This window comes from Spirosoma soli (assembly GCF_042684525.1).
In the GTDB taxonomy this organism is placed as follows: domain Bacteria; phylum Bacteroidota; class Bacteroidia; order Cytophagales; family Spirosomataceae; genus Spirosoma; species Spirosoma soli.
Genome location: NZ_JBHULN010000009.1, coordinates 24,087 through 41,652, shown reverse-complemented (window position 1 = coordinate 41,652; position 17,566 = coordinate 24,087). Strand labels below are relative to the sequence as shown.

12 protein-coding genes are annotated in these 17,566 nt (G+C 51.2%); 2 read left to right on the top strand and 10 right to left on the bottom strand.

Annotation, left to right across the window (positions count from 1 at the left end):
* Positions 1–202: 202 nt before the first annotated feature.
* The 3 genes from ACFSUS_RS15525 to ACFSUS_RS15515 all read right to left on the bottom strand — a co-directional run bounded on the left by ACFSUS_RS15525 (position 203) and on the right by ACFSUS_RS15515 (position 6,049).
* Positions 203–3,388, bottom strand: a complete 3,186-nt coding sequence (locus ACFSUS_RS15525) for an efflux RND transporter permease subunit (protein ID WP_381524100.1) — start codon at positions 3,386–3,388, stop codon at positions 203–205.
* Between the two features lie 97 nt (positions 3,389–3,485).
* Entirely contained in the window at positions 3,486–4,652 is a 1,167-nt protein-coding gene (locus ACFSUS_RS15520) for an efflux RND transporter periplasmic adaptor subunit (protein WP_381524098.1), read from the bottom strand.
* Positions 4,653–4,708: 56 nt separating this feature from the next.
* A complete protein-coding gene (locus ACFSUS_RS15515) occupies positions 4,709–6,049 on the bottom strand; it encodes a TolC family protein (protein ID WP_381524096.1) in 1,341 nt (446 codons plus the stop codon).
* A 205-nt stretch (positions 6,050–6,254) separates the two neighbouring features.
* Here ACFSUS_RS15515 and ACFSUS_RS15510 point away from each other — a divergent pair, with 205 nt between their 5' ends.
* Entirely contained in the window at positions 6,255–7,982 is a 1,728-nt protein-coding gene (locus tag ACFSUS_RS15510) for a glutamine--tRNA ligase/YqeY domain fusion protein (RefSeq protein WP_381524094.1), read from the top strand.
* Between the two features lie 211 nt (positions 7,983–8,193).
* On the opposite strand, the gene ACFSUS_RS15505 is transcribed toward ACFSUS_RS15510, so the two are convergent.
* Both ACFSUS_RS15505 and ACFSUS_RS15500 read right to left on the bottom strand, forming a co-directional pair.
* Positions 8,194–8,802 (bottom strand): class I SAM-dependent methyltransferase, encoded by a 609-nt coding sequence (locus ACFSUS_RS15505; RefSeq protein ID WP_381524092.1) that lies wholly within the window; start codon positions 8,800–8,802, stop codon positions 8,194–8,196.
* Positions 8,803–9,007: 205 nt separating this feature from the next.
* Entirely contained in the window at positions 9,008–9,547 is a 540-nt protein-coding gene (locus tag ACFSUS_RS15500; RefSeq protein ID WP_381524090.1) for a hypothetical protein, read from the bottom strand.
* A gap of 365 nt (positions 9,548–9,912) precedes the next feature.
* Between ACFSUS_RS15500 and ACFSUS_RS15495 the strand changes: the two genes are divergently transcribed.
* Positions 9,913–10,779: a glycosyltransferase family 2 protein gene (locus ACFSUS_RS15495; RefSeq protein ID WP_381524088.1), complete on the top strand. Its 867-nt coding sequence runs from the start codon at positions 9,913–9,915 to the stop codon at positions 10,777–10,779.
* A 64-nt stretch (positions 10,780–10,843) separates the two neighbouring features.
* Here the strand turns inward: ACFSUS_RS15495 and metF are convergent, their stop codons facing one another.
* The 5 genes from metF to ACFSUS_RS15470 all read right to left on the bottom strand — a co-directional run bounded on the left by metF (position 10,844) and on the right by ACFSUS_RS15470 (position 17,548).
* Positions 10,844–11,803 carry a methylenetetrahydrofolate reductase [NAD(P)H] gene (gene metF, locus ACFSUS_RS15490; protein ID WP_381524087.1) on the bottom strand — a complete coding sequence of 320 codons (960 nt, stop codon included), beginning with the start codon at positions 11,801–11,803 and terminating at the stop codon, positions 10,844–10,846.
* Between the two features lie 51 nt (positions 11,804–11,854).
* The gene (locus ACFSUS_RS15485) at positions 11,855–12,709 is read right to left on the bottom strand and encodes a phosphatase PAP2 family protein (protein ID WP_381524085.1); all 855 of its coding nucleotides are present in this window, start codon (positions 12,707–12,709) and stop codon (positions 11,855–11,857) included.
* 50 nt (positions 12,710–12,759) lie between these two features.
* A complete protein-coding gene (locus tag ACFSUS_RS15480; protein WP_381524083.1) occupies positions 12,760–13,578 on the bottom strand; it encodes a phosphatase PAP2 family protein in 819 nt (272 codons plus the stop codon).
* Between the two features lie 64 nt (positions 13,579–13,642).
* Positions 13,643–16,963: a UvrD-helicase domain-containing protein gene (locus ACFSUS_RS15475; RefSeq protein WP_381524081.1), complete on the bottom strand. Its 3,321-nt coding sequence runs from the start codon at positions 16,961–16,963 to the stop codon at positions 13,643–13,645.
* Positions 16,964–17,038: 75 nt separating this feature from the next.
* Positions 17,039–17,548, bottom strand: coding sequence for a hypothetical protein (locus ACFSUS_RS15470; protein ID WP_381524449.1), 510 nt, complete (start codon positions 17,546–17,548; stop codon positions 17,039–17,041).
* Positions 17,549–17,566: the final 18 nt, after the last annotated feature.

Genomic DNA, 17,566 nt, shown 5'->3' with positions numbered 1-17,566 from the left:
AAAATGGGCGTTCTGGATTTTCAGCCGATTAAGTTCATGGGCAAAGGTGAAAATCAAATTTATGTTTCGCAAGCATTTTTCAAAAAAATTTATGAAATACAGGTAAAAATTAGGTTAGACAACTCGTTGACTATCAAGTATTAATCCCGATAGACTATTGATTAGTCTATCGGGATTAAGGACTAATAGGAGTCTATTCTACTTATGCGTGACTATGGCTCTCCTCTTCTTTTGGCGCGGGTTTCGCCTGTTTCTTAAGGGCTTCCAGTCCTTTCTTGCCGTAGGCCAGCCGTGTAATACCCACGTACAGCACCGGTACGACAAAGATAGCCAGCGACGTAGCAGCCAGCATTCCGCCTAGCACAGTGCGGCCAATTGTTACCCGGGCAACCGCCCCTGCCCCGCTCGCGATGGCCAGCGGAACAACCCCCAGAATGAAAGCCAGCGAGGTCATCAGAATCGGTCGCAAGCGAAGCCGAACCGCTTCGATGGTGGATTCCAACAGGTCTTCACCGCGGTCAACCCGCTCTTTGGCAAACTCCACAATCAAGATGGCGTTCTTAGCCGCCAGACCGATCAGGGTGATCAGACCAATCTGCGCATACACGTTATTGTTCAGGTAAGGGAATAGCGTTAGCGCGAGAATGGCACCGAGGGCTCCAATGGGCACCGATAATAGTACGGAAAACGGCACTGACCAGCTTTCGTACAGAGCTGCCAGGAACAGGAACACGAAGCCGATGGAGAGCATGAAAATGTAAATAGAACTACTTCCGGCGTTAATTTCCTCCCGACTTAAGCCCGAGAAATCGTACGAATAGCCTTCCGGTAGTACTTTATCGGCTACCTGACGTAACGCTTCGTTGGCCTGACTGCTACTGTAGCCCGGCTTAGCGCCACCATTTAACTCTACCGACCGGAACAGGTTGAAGTGAGAGATCAACGGTGCGTTTTCAATGACAGTTGTGGTCATGACGTTACTGATCGGGATGAGTTGACCACCCCCATTGCGCACATAAAACTGGCCCAACTCTCTAATGTCTGACCTATACATGGTATCGGCCTGAGCCACGACCCGGAACTTGCGACCGTAGATAATGAAGTCGTTCACGTACTGACTACCCAGATACGTCTGTATGGTTCGGTAGACGTTAGCCACCGAAACACCTAGTTTTTTACATTTATCCCGATCCACCTCCACGCGATAAGCCGGGGTTTTTGCGGTAAAGTAGGTGAACGCCCGGGCGATTTCGGGTCGTTTATTGGCCTCAGCCAGGAAGTTTTGAACGACGTTATCGAACGTACGAACATCGTCGTTGGTCTGGCGCTGCTGTATCTCGAAAGTGAAACCCGAACTTTGACCAAGGCCCGGAATGGCCGGTGGCTGCACCACCTGAAGCCGGGCATCGTTCAATCCGGCGAAAGCCCGTTGCAGTTTCGGTACCAGCGAATCGGCCTGCATCCCGTTTTCGCTACGTTCTTCCCACGGTTTTAACTGAATAAATACCGTACCGCTATTCGACTTAGAGGCAAACGTAATCGCGTTCAGACCGCCCAATGCCGAGAAGTGAGCCACGTAGGGCTGCTTCTTGAGAATGCTCATGACATTGTTGAGCACGGCCAGACTTCGCGAGGTTGACGCGGCTTCCGGAATCTCATAGGTCACAATCAAACGTCCTTCATCTTCGGTCGGAATGAAGCCCGTCGGTTTGGCGCGGAACAATAAGCCAGTGCCAATGTAAAGTACTACGAGCCCAACAATGACCAGGGGGGTTGCCTTAATCAGTCGTTGTACGGCACTCGAGTACGAATTCGTGACGCGCTCAAACCATTGGTTGAACTTAAAAAAGAACTTGTTCAGGCCTTTCGCGTTTTCGTCGATGTGCATAGGCCGTAACAGCAGCGTACAAAGCGCTGGCGTGAGCGATAAGGCGACGAAGGCCGAAATCAGGACGGAAACGGCAATGGTAATGGCAAACTGCTGATAGAGTCGCCCGACAATACCGGGTATGAAACCAACCGGCACGAAAACGGCCGCCAGAATCAGAGCGATGGCAATTACCGGCGCCGAAATCTCGCGCATGGCCTCCATCGTGGCCTCTTTGGGCGACTTCCCTTTATCAATATTAGCCTGCACGGCCTCTACTACCACAATAGCATCATCGACCACAATCCCAATAGCCAATACAAACGCAAAGAGGGTGAGCGTATTGATGGTAAACCCGAGCGGAACGAACAAAGCAAAGGTGCCGACAATCGATACGGGAATGGCCAGGAGCGTAATGAGCGTTGCCCGCCAGCTTTGCAGGAATAGAAACACGACCAATACCACCAGCACCAACGCTTCGAGCAGGGTTTCGACCACCTCGGAAATAGACACCTGAATGACTGATACCGATTCGAAGGGAACCACGTATTCAACATCTTTGGGGAAGGTCTTCTTCAGATCGTCCATTGCCTTGTAAACCCCTTCGGCGGTGGCCAGGGCGTTACTGCCCGGTAGCTGATAAACCAGCAGATAAGCCGCCCGCTTTCCATCGACAAACGAGTTACTGGCGTAGGAAAACTTGCCAAGCTGCACCCGTGCTACGTCCTTCAAATACACCAGCGAGCCCCGCGCCGGGTCACTACGCACGATAATGTTGTTGAACTCTTCTTCCTTACTCAGACGACTATTGGTGAAAACGGTGTACTCAAACGCCTGTGATGTCGGCTGTGGCGGTCCCCCTACCGAACCGCCCGCCACCTGCAGGTTTTGCTCCTGTAAGGCGGCCACTACGTCGTCGGAGGTCATTCCCAACTGCGCCAGCCGGTCTGGTTTCAACCAGATCCGCATGCTGAAGTCATCGGCCCGGCTGAAAATATCCCCTACTCCTTCTACCCGCAACAGGGCATCGCGGATGTAAATATTGGCGTAGTTGTCCAGGAACGAGACGTTGTGGGTGCCCTTGGGCGAATAAATCGCGACCAGCATGAACAACGACGGATTCCGCTTCCGAACGGTTACCCCCAATCGGGTCACCTCTTCGGGCAACTGAGGTTGGGCAATACCGACGCGGTTCTGCACGTCGAGGGCGGCAATGTTTACGTCCGTTCCCACATCGAACGTAACGTTCATGCTCATCCGACCGTCGTTGGTAGCATTGGTTTGTACGTAGCTCATGCCCGGTGTTCCGTTCACCTGGGTCTCGATGGGCGTGGCTACGGTTTGTTCAACGGTTTGCGCATCGGCCCCGGTATAGGTACTCGTCACCTGAACAACCGGGGGAGTAATGTCAGGGTACTGACTGACTGGTAACGTTAATAACGCTAAGATTCCTAGCGCTACGATAACGATCGACGCAACTATGGCCGTAACGGGTCGGTTTATGAATATTTCTGCAAACATAGGTCTGTTCGTGTTGGCAACACCGGACCGCAAAACGGTATGAGTGTTGTTGCAGCCCTTAGGCTACTATTAACAATTAGCTAGCCACTGATAGCTCTTACCGTGCGGAGGCAGCCTGACGATTGCTGGAGTCTGGTTTTGCCCCCCCTTGTCCAGGCTGGCTAACTTTTACTACGGCTCCTTCTCTAATTTTCTGAGTTCCTTCCGTTACGACCATCTCGCCTTCGTTCAGTCCATTCCGAACCACCACTTTGTCGTTGATACGCGCTCCTAAGGTCACTTTCTTCTGTAGAACCTTGCTGCTGTCGCCGACGACATACACAAAATATTCACTCATCTGCTCGGTTACTGCCTGATAGGGAATTAGCAACTGGGGGGTGGGCGTACTGTTCTTCACCCGAATGTTACCGTTCAGACCGACCCTTAATTCTTTCTTTGGGTTTGGGAAAGCAATCCGCACCCGCAACGTACCGGTTTGCGGATCAACCGCGCGGTCAACGATCCGCACCGAACCTGGATACGGATACTTACTCCCATCGGGCAGTATGAGCATCAAAGTAGAATCCCGGATTACGTTTTTCTGGTTTTGCAGCCTTAAAAAGCGCGAAATCTCAGATTCGTCGGCCTGCACATCGGCCGAAATTGGATCATCGGCCGAAATCGTGTTCAACGGCGTTGATCCCGGTGCTACAGCAGCCCCTAACCGCACCTGCGAAATACCGATGGTACCATCCAGCGGAGCATAGATGGTCGTATACTTCAAATTCGTGGCCACCTGCCGAATGTTAGCCTGAGCGGCTGCTACCTGCATTTTAGCCGTTTCCAACGTTGCAATGGCGTTATCGACCAGTTGGCGGGCCACGGCATCCTGCTGCGCTAAAGTGTTATACCGATCGGCATCTTTCTGCGCCCGATTCAGGTTCGCTTTCTGCACATTCAGGTTCGCAACCGCCTGGTCGTAGGTAGCGCGGTATTGCTGAGGGTCAATGGTGTACAGCTTTTGCCCCCGCCTGACCCGCTGACCGTCCTGAAAGAAAATGCCGGTGATGTTACCGGCAACCTGCGGTTGAATCTCTACCTCACGCAAGGCCGTTACCGTCGCCGGAAATTCATCGTAGTACGTAGCATTTCCTTTCGTTGCTTTTATGGCTGTAACCGCCGTTGGCGGAGGAGCCTGCTGTTGCTGTGCCTCTTTATTGCCGCTACAAGCCGTAAACAGCAAGACAATTCCTGATATAATAAATGAATTAATATAGTGGTTCATGATGCCGAAGCCTTGAATGTGTCTGCTTCTTTTTAGTGTGTAGCCTTACCAGTGGGTTAGAATCGAATCTCGCCCAGCGCCCGCTGCACGTCTAACTTGCTGATTAAAACAGAATATAACGCATTAAAAACATTGAGTCGGGCCGTTCGCAGGTCTGCTTCGGCAACCGTTACGTCCAGGTAGGCCCGTATGCCCGATCGATACTGGAGATTCACAACCCGGTATACATCTTCGGCCAGGGCCAGATTTTCGCGCAGGGCCAGATAGTTCGCCAAATTTCCTTTATAGTTTGACAGAGCCTGGGCGTACTCCGCATCGACGGCACTCCGCAACGCGGCTAAATCCCATTCCAGCCGATTGACCTGCAGCTCGGCAATTTTCAATTGCTGGATTCGTCGCCCCCCCTGAAAAATAGGCAGGATCACCGATAAGCCGATCAGTGAGTTTGGGAATGATTGGTTATATAACTGCCCGAAAAAGTTGTTCTGATACAGCAAGTTATAGTTAGCATTTGCATTAACCGTAGGTAGGTATGCCCAGCGATTATAGCGCACGTTAGCCTCCAATAACTGCCCCTGCGATTGTAGCAGCTGGTACTCGATGCGATTCTGCGGATTCGCCAGCAGCGTAGTATCCAGGGCGATCTCGTTCGTTAGCTGGAGCGTATCATAGGTCACGTTCAGGGGTATCGTTGGCGGGTATCCCATCAACTGCTTAAGTACCTGATATTTGGCACCAACCTGATCGGTATATTGCTTCCGTTGCGCTAACGTATTATTGAGCGCAATGCGGGCTCGTTGCGGGTCCGTTTTGTCAACGATACCACTCTGGTACTGGTTGCTGGCATCCTGCAAACTCCGCTGCAGTCGCGCAATATCTTCGGTGAGTATATCGACCTGCCGCTGGGTCAGAATTAAATCATAAAACGCCTTACTTACGTTCACCACCACATCAATCTTGTTGCTGACAGTTGCCTGAGTCGCCTGCAGGCGATACACATCGGCCGTTCGGCTGGCCAGTAACAGATCGCGACTAAATACACTCTGGGTGAGTGAAAACGACACCGTCGACGTGTTTTGAGCCCCCAGCGCGACGGGGCGACGTTCGCCCGTGGTGGCATCAGGAATAAGCGTAACCGGCAGTTGCAGGTAGTGCAGTACGTTGTAACCGGCATTCAGTTGTGGGTACCAGGCCGACAACGTACTGCGAACGGTTCGGTCCGCAATTTCCTGATCGATAACAGACTGCCTAACAAGTGGTTGATGCTCCAGGGCGTATTGAATACAGGTCGGCAGATTTGCCTGTTTACCTAACGAATCAAGCTTTTTCTGGGCAAACGCTCCTCCCGAAAAAACACTAAACAACGTGTAAATGATCGTAAACCAACTTTTTCTCATAGGGAATGTGGGGACGACTGTTCCCAGCCAGAGATAGTACACATTGTTGACTATCTACCGGCTACTTCTCTTCTACTCATTTCCTGACCAATTTGTTCGTTTTACCAAAAAAATAGACAGCCCAGCTTCACCTCTCCAGCGGACTAGCGCTTGTCAAACCCACCCAATCGCCGTAATTTCGGGGCTTTATCAGTTACCCCGACTCATGACGGAAGCCCACAGAGAATTTGAGGAACGTAGCAATGCCGGAACCTCACTTAATTTTATTGAACAAATCGTTGAAGAAGATATTGCCGCCGGTAAGAACGGGGGACGCGTACACACGCGTTTTCCGCCCGAGCCCAACGGCTATCTACATATCGGTCATGCAAAAGCAATCTGCCTGAGTTTTGGTCTGGCCGATAAATATGGTGGACAAACGAACCTCCGCTTTGATGACACCAACCCCGTTACAGAAGATACGGAATACGTCGACTCGATCAAAAATGACGTACACTGGCTCGGTTTCGATTGGGAGAACGAGTTCTATGCATCTGATTACTTTGACCAATTGTATCAGTTCGCTGAAACGCTCATTCTAAAAGGTTTGGCCTACGTAGACGACTCAACCGCCGAGGAGATTGCTGCTCAGAAAGGAACACCCACCGAACCGGGCCGGGCCAATCAGTATCGCGACCGTAGCGTCGACGAAAACCTTGATTTGTTCCGACGGATGAAAGCAGGTGAGTATCCCGATGGGGCAAAGGTGCTACGGGCCAAAGTCGACATGGCTTCGCCCAACATGCAGTTGCGTGATCCGATCATGTACCGAATCAAACATGCGCACCACCACCGGACGGGCGATGCCTGGTGTATTTACCCGATGTACGATTTTGCGCACGGGCAGTCCGACGCCATTGAGCACATTACACACTCGCTCTGTACGCTTGAGTTTGAAGTACACCGCCCGCTTTACGAGTGGTTCATTCAGAAACTTGACATTTTTCCGTCGCGCCAGATCGAGTTTTCGCGGCTCAATCTGACCTACACGGTCATGAGTAAGCGAAAGCTGAAGCAGTTGGTTGAAGAAGGTCATGTTACGAGCTGGGATGACCCCCGCATGCCAACGATTGCCGGCTTACGTCGTCGGGGCTACACGCCCGCCAGCCTTCGCGAGTTCTGCGACCGCATCGGTATCGCCAAGCGCGACAACCTGATTGATGTGGGTTTGCTGGAGTTCTGCATCCGCGAAGAGCTGAACAAAACGACTCATCGCGTCATGGCCGTGCTCACGGATGGCCGCCCCGACGGGAAGCCGTTAAAGCTAGTCTTAACAAACTATCCCGAAGACAAGGTTGAAGAACTGAACATCGAGAATAACCCCGAAGAGGCCGAGATGACGTATCGACGGGTGCCGTTCAGCCGGGAGCTTTACATTGAGCGCGACGATTTCATGGAAAATCCACCGAAGAAGTTCTTCCGGTTGTTTCCGGGGGGTATGGTGCGCCTGAAAGGAGCCTATATCATCAAGTGCGACGAAGTGGTGAAAGACGACACGGGTGAGATAACCGAAATCCGGTGCACTTATATTCCGGAAAGTCGCAGTGGTTCTGACACGTCAGGCATCAACGTAAAAGGTACGATCCACTGGGTATCGGTCCCTCATGCCGTGGAGGCCGAAGTCAGGTTATATGATCGACTGTTTTCGGTTGAGAATCCAGCCGCCGACGAGCGGGAGTTTCTGGAATTGCTGAACCCAAATTCGCTGGAAGTGGTGCGAGCCTTTGTCGAACCCGCGTTGGTAGAAGCGGCCCGCAGCGGTACGCAAACCAACTTCCAGTTTATGCGCAAAGGTTATTTCATTCTGGATTCCGACTCAACCCCCGAGCGCCCCGTGTTCAACCGGACGGTTACACTGAAAGATGGCTGGGCCAAAGAGCAAAAGAAAAGCTGATTACTTAAGATCAATCAGTAAAGCTGTTTAACCGCTATTGTCTGAAAAAGAAAACTCCGCCCAGTTAATGCTGGCGGAGTTTTCTTTTTGGGTTTATATATGTTCAGGACAGTATATCCTTACATGGGTTCAAGTCGTCGACTAGCCGCTATGCTCGCCGGCAAGGGGTTTCACCAGGTCAATTACTAAGGCTTACTCTAACAATTAACAGCTATTTGCTTGCAATCCGGAAGATGGCCGATGTTTCAATGGTCGTATCCCCTTCCGTTGTGGCTTCGCAGTAGCCTACCATTGGGAAAGGGACATACTCTATGAACTCGCGCAGGTTTGTAAAATAGTCGGTGCCGTAGCGCTGGGTGCCTTTATAAAACACCAGGTTGTTGATAAAATATTTATTAGGAAAATGCTCAGCCATGATGCTAAACAATTCGTTCAGTTGAGGTAGCACGTACCAGGTTAATTCAGCAAACAGGATTGCATCGCAATGGCTGTATTTCGCCAAATTTTTCACCTCATCTACGGCAAAGTTAAGATGAGGAAACAACTCTCGGGCCCGGCTCACAGCGGTTTGAGAGACTTCAATGCCCTGGGGGCTAATACCTGTTTGTAGATAGATTTGTTGGGTATAATAGCCCAATCCACTGCCACACTCCAGCAGCGAGCGGATACCAAATTTCTTTAAGTGTTGAATCCCCGCCAGCCGGGCATAAGGATTCGGTTGTTGATCCTGCATCCACGGTTGGTCGAACTGCTGGTACATCTCTTCAAATTGTCCTATAAACTTTCCATCCTTTATAACATAATCGTGATAACTGCTCATTTTTCAATTATTTGCTATGATTATGGATTAAAATTCCATTAAAAAACGACAAAATAATTGTCTCAGTGCATGTATCTATAGGTCTTTTTAGTAAAAAAATAGCCAAACGCATCACCAGCGTTTGGCTATGTAAGTCTTGTAGGAAGTAAATCGTGGTAGAAGTCGGTGTTACGCCAGCTTTACGTAATGGACCAGAGATTGATAACTACCTCATTTCGTGCAACTCTTTCAACTCCAGAATGCAGGTCCACTGTTCCGAATCGAGCCACTGCCGAATCGTCATGTCGATGAGGTTGTTCTCAATGGCATAATCCAATGCTTCCATTACTCGGCGGTGTTTGTGCTCCGAATGTCCAACCTGCGTATAATAATCTTTGAGGAGTTGCTGCTTATCGGTGTTCAACAGCGAATAGTTCTCCCCGGTTTTGGAATCCCGTAACAGAATAGGATACGCATTCCAAAACTCCATTGCGGCTTTTTCCCGATCCAGATCAAAGAGGTCTTTGCCGACCTCATCGGTCAACACAAAGAAGTCCATGTAGTAGTACCCAGCTTTATTAAGGTTGAGGATCAACCCCCTATCAACTAGATTACCGATTTCTTCGGCTGAAAAGCTTGGCCCTTCGTGACCAAACTTATACATGGCAGCATACTGCCGCGTGTGAGTTAAAAACAGAAAAACATACTGATTAGGTGTAATGTTGTACCTCGCCAGAGCATCGAGATTAATCTGAATAGTATTCATTATGTAGGCTAAGTAAGTTACCGGTGTAGAGAATATCCACCTTAAAAAAGGTCTGAGTGTATGTAAATAAATCACTCATCCTTTTGTCGGCAAGTTAACATTAATCTTGATTTACACAACACATTATTTGGCGTTATACGTGTAATACCAAATAGAATACTAATCATCTATACATAATAGTCTATTAGCTTTATAATGTCTGGGTTAATGAACGCTAACTAAATACCATTTCATAGAATAAATCGGGTTGTTGGCTAACAACCGTTAACCTAACCAACCTACTCTAGTTAACAACAATACCTGAAGTGAATTTCATTTACGATAGACGCGTCTATCATTTTTGAACAGAATCCCGACTATAAGCCATGTTCAGTGACCAAATCTCGGTAGTTATTGTCACCCATAACCGGGTGGATACCCTATTAGATACGTTAGAAAAATTACAGTCTTTACCCGAAAATCCGCCCTTGATTGTCGTTGATAATGGCTCTACCGATGGAACCGCGAACCAGGTGTGCACCGTTTTTCCGGCTGTTACCGTGTTGACACTGCCGCCTGGGCTTGGCTGTGTATCACGTAACGAAGGCATTCGCCTGGCTAAAACCCCGTTGGTAGCTCTTTGCGACGACGATTCGTACTGGGCACCGGGCGCACTGACCCGCGCCATCCAGTGCTTTAACGACTACCCACACCTGGGCGTATTAGCGGGCCGGGTATTGCTTGGCGAAGAACAGCGGCTTGAACCGGTTTGCGAAGCGATGCGCGATAGTCCTATATCAGACCCGCGCCCGCTGCCTGGTCCAGCCATTTTAGGGTTCGTGTGTTGCGCGGTTATTATCAGGCAAGCAGCTTTCTGGTCAATTGGGGGGTTCCATAAGCAGTTCGCGATTGCGGGCGAAGAACGGCTTTTTTCGGCCGACATGCGTTCTAAAGGCTGGAGTTTAGCCTACGCAGAGGACGTCTTGGCGTATCATTTCCCCTCCCCGGTTCGGAGCACGGCCCGACGCACGCATTTGTTAACCCGCGATACGCTGTGGTACTACTGGTTACGTCGCCCCTGGTACTACGCGTTGCGACATACGCTACACATCTACCAGAAAAGCCGCGTTGATGAGAATGTGCGGTCCGGCTACCGCGAAGCGATTCGCCAACTTCATCGATTCCTGTTTGAACGCCGACCGGTTCCGCACAATGTTGAAGAGCAGCTATTACGCATCGAAAGCTACTATTAATAGAAAACTCACTGATCGTCATTCAGTAGCTGGTAACTATCAACGATCAATGACGATCAGTGACTTAAAACACCTCGCGGGCAATCCTCATGATGTTGTCAGATTTGCCCATAGTGTAAAAATGTAGCACGGGCGCGCCCCCCGCCAACAATTCGCGCGACTGCTGAATGCTCCACTCAATGCCAACCTGCCGGGCCTGCTGGTCGTTCTCGCAGGCTTCAACGGCCTGAACCAGGTCGGCGGGCATTTCGAGGTGAAAGATTTTAGGCAGAATCTGAAGTTGTTTACGGGTACTCAGTGGCTTCAGGCCGGGGATAATTGGAATGGTAATGCCATGCTCCCGGCAGCGTTTTACGAAGTCAAAGTACTTCTGGTTGTCGAAAAACATCTGGGTCACAATGTAGTCCGCTCCTTTATCTATCTTTTGTTTCAAATATTCAAAGTCAATATCATGGTCGGCGGCTTCGAAATGTTTTTCGGGATAGGCCGCCACGCCGATGCAGAAGTTGCTGGGAGCCAGGGGGGTATCTTCTTCGTGCAGATAAATTCCCCGGTTCATATTGGCCACCTGTTCAACGAGTTCGCTGGCGTATGCATACCCGTTTTCTTTCGCTTTGAAGGTCAAAAACGGCTTAGCCGGATCGCCCCGTAAGACCAACGCATTGTCGATCCCCAGATAATGCAGGTCGATCAGGAAATCTTCCGTTTCCTCGCGGGTGAACCCGCCACACAAGACGTGCGGCACGGGGTCTACGTTGAACCGGTGCATAATGGCGGAGCAGATACCGACCGTACCGGGCCGTTTGCGGGTCACAATTTTCTGAATCGTGCCATCGGGTAATGGCCGCTCAATGTACTCTTCGCGGTGGTACGTAACATCAATAAACGGTGGCTTGAATTCCATGAGCGGCTCGATATTGTCGAGCAGACTCTTTAGGTTATCGCCTTTGATAGGCGGAATAACTTCAATGGAAAAGATAGGCTTGCCATTAGCGGCCTTTATGTGTTCGGTAATTTTGGTCATACGTTGCAGATGCCCACTACATTCCGGGGTGTACATTCACTTTTTCAGGTGCTAGCGAATTGTCAGGCAAATATACGCTCCATTTGCGGAGCCATTGCTCCAGGGTCGTATGTTGATTTGATGACCTGGCTTATTTTTGCTTTTCACCTCGTGTAACTTCGGAATCCCCCAGCCAACCAGTGCCCCAAAGGCTGCGCCAACCAGAATATCGCTCGGATAATGATAACCCGCTTCGTAGCGCATCACGCTGGTTGTTGAGGCCAGGCCGAGCATCACCACCCACACGACGGGTTTCAGTTTAGAATTCGGGTAATAATGCCGAAACATTTCAGCGGCAAACACGGCCGTCGCAAACGAAGTACCGGCATGGCCCGAAAAAAACGACTGCCGGGCATTGGGGGTTAGTTTAGGATCTAAGGGCACGTCAGGGTTATAGACGTAGGGGCGAGTACGCAGCACAATATTTTTTACGGTTTGCTGAACAAGCGTGGGCAGAGCCAGCACTTCGAGGTACATCACCGGCACCGTTACCCATTGCTTGTATCGAAACAGCGTGGGCAGCGCCACAAGCCCGGTGGCAACAAAATTAGCCGTCAGTGCCTGATCGCTGATGTCAAACGCTCTGGGCGACCAGCGGTACGTGGCTCCTCGATCGAAGGCATTGATCTGGCTGCGGTCAAATCGGCTTAGGTCACTGACTACGTACGGCTGCACCTGTTGCTCCAGCACGAGGGCCGATATACCCGCAGCACCCGATAGGCCAATCAGACTGGCATCGACTTTCCAACTCAATTGATACGGATTGGGTTTGCGTTGCCGAACCGGTTGTACAAGGGTGTCCTGACCCACCGCAACGAATACGTGCAGGCTTAGCAGGAAGGAAAGAAGGGAGCGCTTTATAGTCAAGAAAGTAACGAGAACGTTAATCAGCAAACTTACGGATAAACAGAAGACAACTAACGAACCTCAAGCCGCACATAGACTCCAGTAGCGAGACTATTACTCCACGGTTGTACATCAAGTCGGCGGCCCAGTTCACTTTTATTCTTCACTTCGTGCAATTTTGGAATACCCCAGCCGATCAACGAGCCAAAGGCGGCAGCTGCTAGTAAATCGGACGGATAGTGTTCTCCCCCTTTATAACGTAGCGCAGCGGTGGCGCTGGCCAGCCCGAGCGACCCTACCCAAACGACGGGTTTAAGTCGGGACTGCGGAAAATAATGCCGGAACACCTCGCTCGTGAACACGGCCGTCGCGAAGGCGTTGGTTGCATGGCCCGAAAAGAAGGATTGGCGGGTGCTGCGGTCCAGTTTCTCGTCCAGCGGTACGTTGGGATTGTAGGCATACGGTCGAATCCGCTGCGTGATATTCTTGACAGAGCGTTGCACGCCGTTAGCCAGTAGCAAGGTTTCGATATACATCACCGCCACGGTTTTCAGCTCCTGCCGCATGGGTTTTGTGCCCAGGGTAATAAGCCCCAGCATGGCCGCATTGCCCGCCAGGGTAACATCACTCAGCCGATCGGCCCGGGGGCTAAACTCGTACGTAGCCTGCCGGTCGAACGAACTGATATTCGCCCGGTTCAGTCGTGCTACTTCGTCAGCGGTCACGACGTTCACCTGCGATTCCAGGATCAGTGACGTAATTCCAGTAGCGGCCCCTACGCCCAGTAACCTTAGGTCGCGGCCCGTACTCAGCTGGTAGGGTGATGTTTGTAGGGAAGTGCCGTTTATGGCTGAATCTGGCGACTGTGCCAGGCCAACCAGCGATTGCATGGTCAGCCAAACGGAAAGAAAAAACGCGCTATGTTTCAATCTGTTTCGTATAAAAAAGACAAGCTTACACCACCCGAATGACCTCTGGCTCTTCGCCCAGGTACACCAATCGACCTTCGACTTCGGGGAAACCCATCTCGCGGTAAAGACCGGTAAAATAACGTAAGGAACTGATTGGATCAGGGGTCTGTGGGGTCACTGACTCATATTGAATCAAAACGACACTCCCGTCGGGATAATGCACAACCCGGTGCGGGGCTCCGTGCAGGCGCTTATTACTTAAGATGCTCCGGTCGGTGTCGACCCGTAGCGACGAATCAAATAAATCAGCCAAAGCAGGATGCGACAAAATAGCGATCAGGCGTTGCCTTAATTCGGCACACTCAACGTTACGAACCAGCCCTTCACTGACCAACCGTCGCAGGGACTTGTCCACCGAATCGGGCCCTTTAATGAGGCTCAAGGCGGCACACAGCTTACGGTCGCGTTCGCGGGTACGTTCAAACGTGGCCACATCGAACACCCGATCGGCCTGCCGACGTAACTGGAGGTCTTGCCCCCGATGGCCACTAATGACGTCGTCCAGCACAATTTCGTCGATGTCATCGCTCGCCTTTTGGTGGGTTAAGCCGTCGCTGCACTGGCTGATTTCGTAGGTCGACTGCCCTTCCTGCCAGGCATAGCCGCAGTTTCGGGCCACTTCGCTGTCCTGTAGAAACGCGTGTAGCCAATAACTAACATCTTTTCGGCTCCCTCCTTTCGTGAAATCCGACGCTTCGCCGATCACGTACAACCGATCCGTGGGGCGCGTGAACGCTACGTAGAGCAGGTTCATGTTCTCCAGAAATGTCCGGGTCACTTCCTCTTCGTATTGGGCAGCCACCGCTTCGGGGGTTCTGGTCAGGCTACTACTCGTGATGGCCGGGGCCGACAACAGTCGGGTAATCTCGCCGGTACTACTCTGGTGGGCCAGCAGATCGGCCCGTACTGAACTTAGATCAAGCCAGATCGTGCTGTTCCGATTGGGTTCAACAGACCAGTTGGCAAACGGAATGATAACGACCGGAAACTCTAACCCCTTCGACTTGTGAATGGTCTGGATGCTAACCGCATTACGGGCATTGCCTTCCACCGAAATCTTCTGCCGGACGCTTTCCCAATACAACAGAAAATCGCTGAGGTGGCCACTCCGTTTCTGGTTAAAGGTTAGTACTTCATCCAGGAACCGGAATAGAAACGGATTATGCTCGGCCTGATTAAACAAGCCGAATTGAGCCGTCAGTCGTTCGGCTAGCTCATAGGGATTTAGCTGGCCAAGCGCATACGGATCAAGCGGGTACCCTTCGTCGGACAAGTAGTCATACACGGCTGAAATGTCGCTTTCGGCTACGGCACGTAACTTTTCCGTCAGGGCATCGTCCGGAAAGATTCCCTGCACCACCCGGTGAAACAGATATAGCAGCTCATAGCGCAATAATCGCTGATCGGGCCGTTGCAACAGCTGCATTAACGTAACGAGCCATTTAACCGGGTCCGAAAACTCCAGCGATAGCGAGTCGGCCGACACCAGCGGAATCTGTCTCGCATTGAGTTCATTAGCCAGGGCTTTGGCATGTGCTTTCTTTCGGCAAAGGATGGCAACATCACCGTACTGGTAGCCGTCGGCCAGGGCTTTATCCAGATGCTCCATTGTTTTTTCGAGCATGATGATTGTCAGATCTTTACGGGCCTCTTCATCTTTAGCGACGAAGTCAATCTGCACATGGCCTTCTTTGCGGGCGTTCGGCTGGGCAATCTGATGAAATTGCTGCTCGGCATCGAATACATCGGCCAGCTTCGGATGCTGGTAGTCAAACCGTCGGGCGGTAAAATCGAAGAAATCGTTATTGAACCGCACGATCGGTTCCGCACTACGCCAGTTCGTGGTCAGCAACTCGGGCCGGAGATGACCATCCAGCATGTCGATGCGGTCAGCCGTCCAGGAGCCGGGGTTATGGGCTTCTTTCAATGTATTCAGGTCCTGCCGGTGCAGCGCCACAATCTGGTCCATGTCGCCCCCGCGGAACCGGTAAATGGCCTGCTTCCCATCGCCCACGGCTAAATTGAAGTGCTCGGCCCCCAAGGCGTTTTCAATCAGGGGCAAGAGGTTGGCAAACTGAAGCCGCGACGTATCCTGAAATTCGTCGATCAGGATGTGGTTATATTTGGTACCAAGTCGTTCATATAGAAACGGCACCGGCTCCGACGCGACAATACCCAAGATTTTCTTGTTAAACTCGGAAATATGCACGCGGCCGTCTTTCCGGAGCAGATCGTCAAATTCAACCCGTATTTGCTTGAGCAGGGCCAGTTTCTGCAAATGAGGCAGTAGGCATTCGAACAAAGCGACCTGCTTACCACGTTCATCGCGGATAGTGTTGACCTGCGTAATACAATCGCACAATTCAGCGGCCATGCTCTCGATCATATCCTGAACGGGCTTCGGCGCTTTCTTGACGTACCACTCCCCCTTGCTTACCGCATTATGGACCCGCGTGCCCGGTTCTTTTCGGGCGTCCCCGTTGGCAATGGCTTTCAGGTACCCGCCTACGCCAGAAGCTCCGTAGGCAAAATCGGTTTCGTCCAGGCCACCCTCACTGATCAGTTTCCAGGCGCGTTGCCCGTAGCTAATAATCTCATTTTCTGTCTGTTGATTATATTCCAGCAACTGCAACCGAATGGCACGCAACGCGCCCGGCGACAACTGCTGGGCGGCATTAACGGCTTCGTAGAATTGATCGGAGGTCAGGTTTTTACCGAACTCTTTCAGCAGTTCGGGCAGCATATTCCAGCTTTTTCCTTCGGCCGCCGTGTGGGTGTAGTACTCACTCAGAATGGTCGTGATTTCGTCCATTTCTTCGGTACCGGCCTTTTCGATCAGGTTGTCGATGGCCAGTTCGAGCACTTCGTCGGTCTCCATCTCCACATCGAACGAATACGGCAAGCCCAGTTCGTCGGTGAATGCCATCACCACCCGCTGTGTGAAGGAGTCAATGGTAGTGACACTGAAATCGGCGTACCGGTGGAGTATCGTTCTGAACACGGACGCAGCTTTCTCGCGCAGTTCCGCCCTGGCAATCTCGAACGCACCGGAGCCAGGCGTGAGGTCATAGAGTTCCGTAACTAGTTCGTTCAGTAGCGGCAATTCTTTACCCCCGCCGATGTCCGACAACCGTTCCAGGATTCGGTTCTTCATTTCATTGGCCGCTGCGTTGGTAAACGTAACCGCCAGAATATGCCGAAAATAGTCGTCGCGCCCACCCGGCCGTAAGGCTAGCTTCAGATACTCTTTAGTGAGGGTGTACGTTTTCCCCGAACCAGCCGACGAACTGTATATTTTAAACATGTAGCAGTTGATCAGTCGGTAGATTAGTCAGTCAAACGTCAGTGTTATTATCGTGGGTTAGACTGACTAATTTACTTAAAAATTATATCGTATGCCCAAGCCTGTATTCAGATTCAGGAAGAACGGGGCCTGAAGGAGTTCTACATACAGTCCTCCTTCCAGGAAGAATGAATAGGGTTTACCCACCGGAAAATATTCTAAGCCGCCAATGCCTGACCCACCGATGGACAGCGCATTTTCGTATTCGCCGTTCAACCGGGGCGGGTAATAACGACGCGTGTTTATTTGACCGCCAAAGCCGTAATAACCACGTAGACTTTCGCTGCTGGTTAACGATTTATGCCAGATATAATGCCCCTGAACGGCTAAGCCGACACTTCGGTAATCGCCGGAACGATAACTACGCTTATTGCCGTAAATTCCCCCGTAGGTACCAATATTGAGGTCGAAGGCGTGATTGCTACCAAAATATTTTCGGATGTTCACTCCAGCTGGTTCACCCACCCGGAAACCAACCGACCAGTTGTTGTACTGAGCCTGGGCCTGATTCGGCCAAGCAAGCCAACTTAGTAAAGTGGCTGTCATCAACAAAAATACGTTTCT

Excerpts from the sequence above, each read along its gene's own strand:
- ACFSUS_RS15525 (WP_381524100.1), bottom strand. The coding sequence starts at position 3,388 with ATGTTTGCAGAAATATTCATAAACCGACCCGTTACGGCCATAGTTGCG.
- ACFSUS_RS15480 (WP_381524083.1), bottom strand. The coding sequence starts at position 13,578 with ATGCAATCGCTGGTTGGCCTGGCACAGTCGCCAGATTCAGCCATAAAC.
- ACFSUS_RS15470 (WP_381524449.1), bottom strand. The coding sequence starts at position 17,548 with ATGACAGCCACTTTACTAAGTTGGCTTGCTTGGCCGAATCAGGCCCAG.
- metF (WP_381524087.1), bottom strand. The coding sequence starts at position 11,803 with ATGACCAAAATTACCGAACACATAAAGGCCGCTAATGGCAAGCCTATC.
- ACFSUS_RS15505 (WP_381524092.1), bottom strand. The coding sequence starts at position 8,802 with ATGAGCAGTTATCACGATTATGTTATAAAGGATGGAAAGTTTATAGGA.
- ACFSUS_RS15500 (WP_381524090.1), bottom strand. The coding sequence starts at position 9,547 with ATGAATACTATTCAGATTAATCTCGATGCTCTGGCGAGGTACAACATT.
- ACFSUS_RS15475 (WP_381524081.1), bottom strand. The coding sequence starts at position 16,963 with ATGTTTAAAATATACAGTTCGTCGGCTGGTTCGGGGAAAACGTACACC.
- ACFSUS_RS15515 (WP_381524096.1), bottom strand. The coding sequence starts at position 6,049 with ATGAGAAAAAGTTGGTTTACGATCATTTACACGTTGTTTAGTGTTTTT.
- ACFSUS_RS15520 (WP_381524098.1), bottom strand. The coding sequence starts at position 4,652 with ATGAACCACTATATTAATTCATTTATTATATCAGGAATTGTCTTGCTG.
- ACFSUS_RS15510 (WP_381524094.1), top strand. The coding sequence starts at position 6,255 with ATGACGGAAGCCCACAGAGAATTTGAGGAACGTAGCAATGCCGGAACC.
- ACFSUS_RS15495 (WP_381524088.1), top strand. The coding sequence starts at position 9,913 with ATGTTCAGTGACCAAATCTCGGTAGTTATTGTCACCCATAACCGGGTG.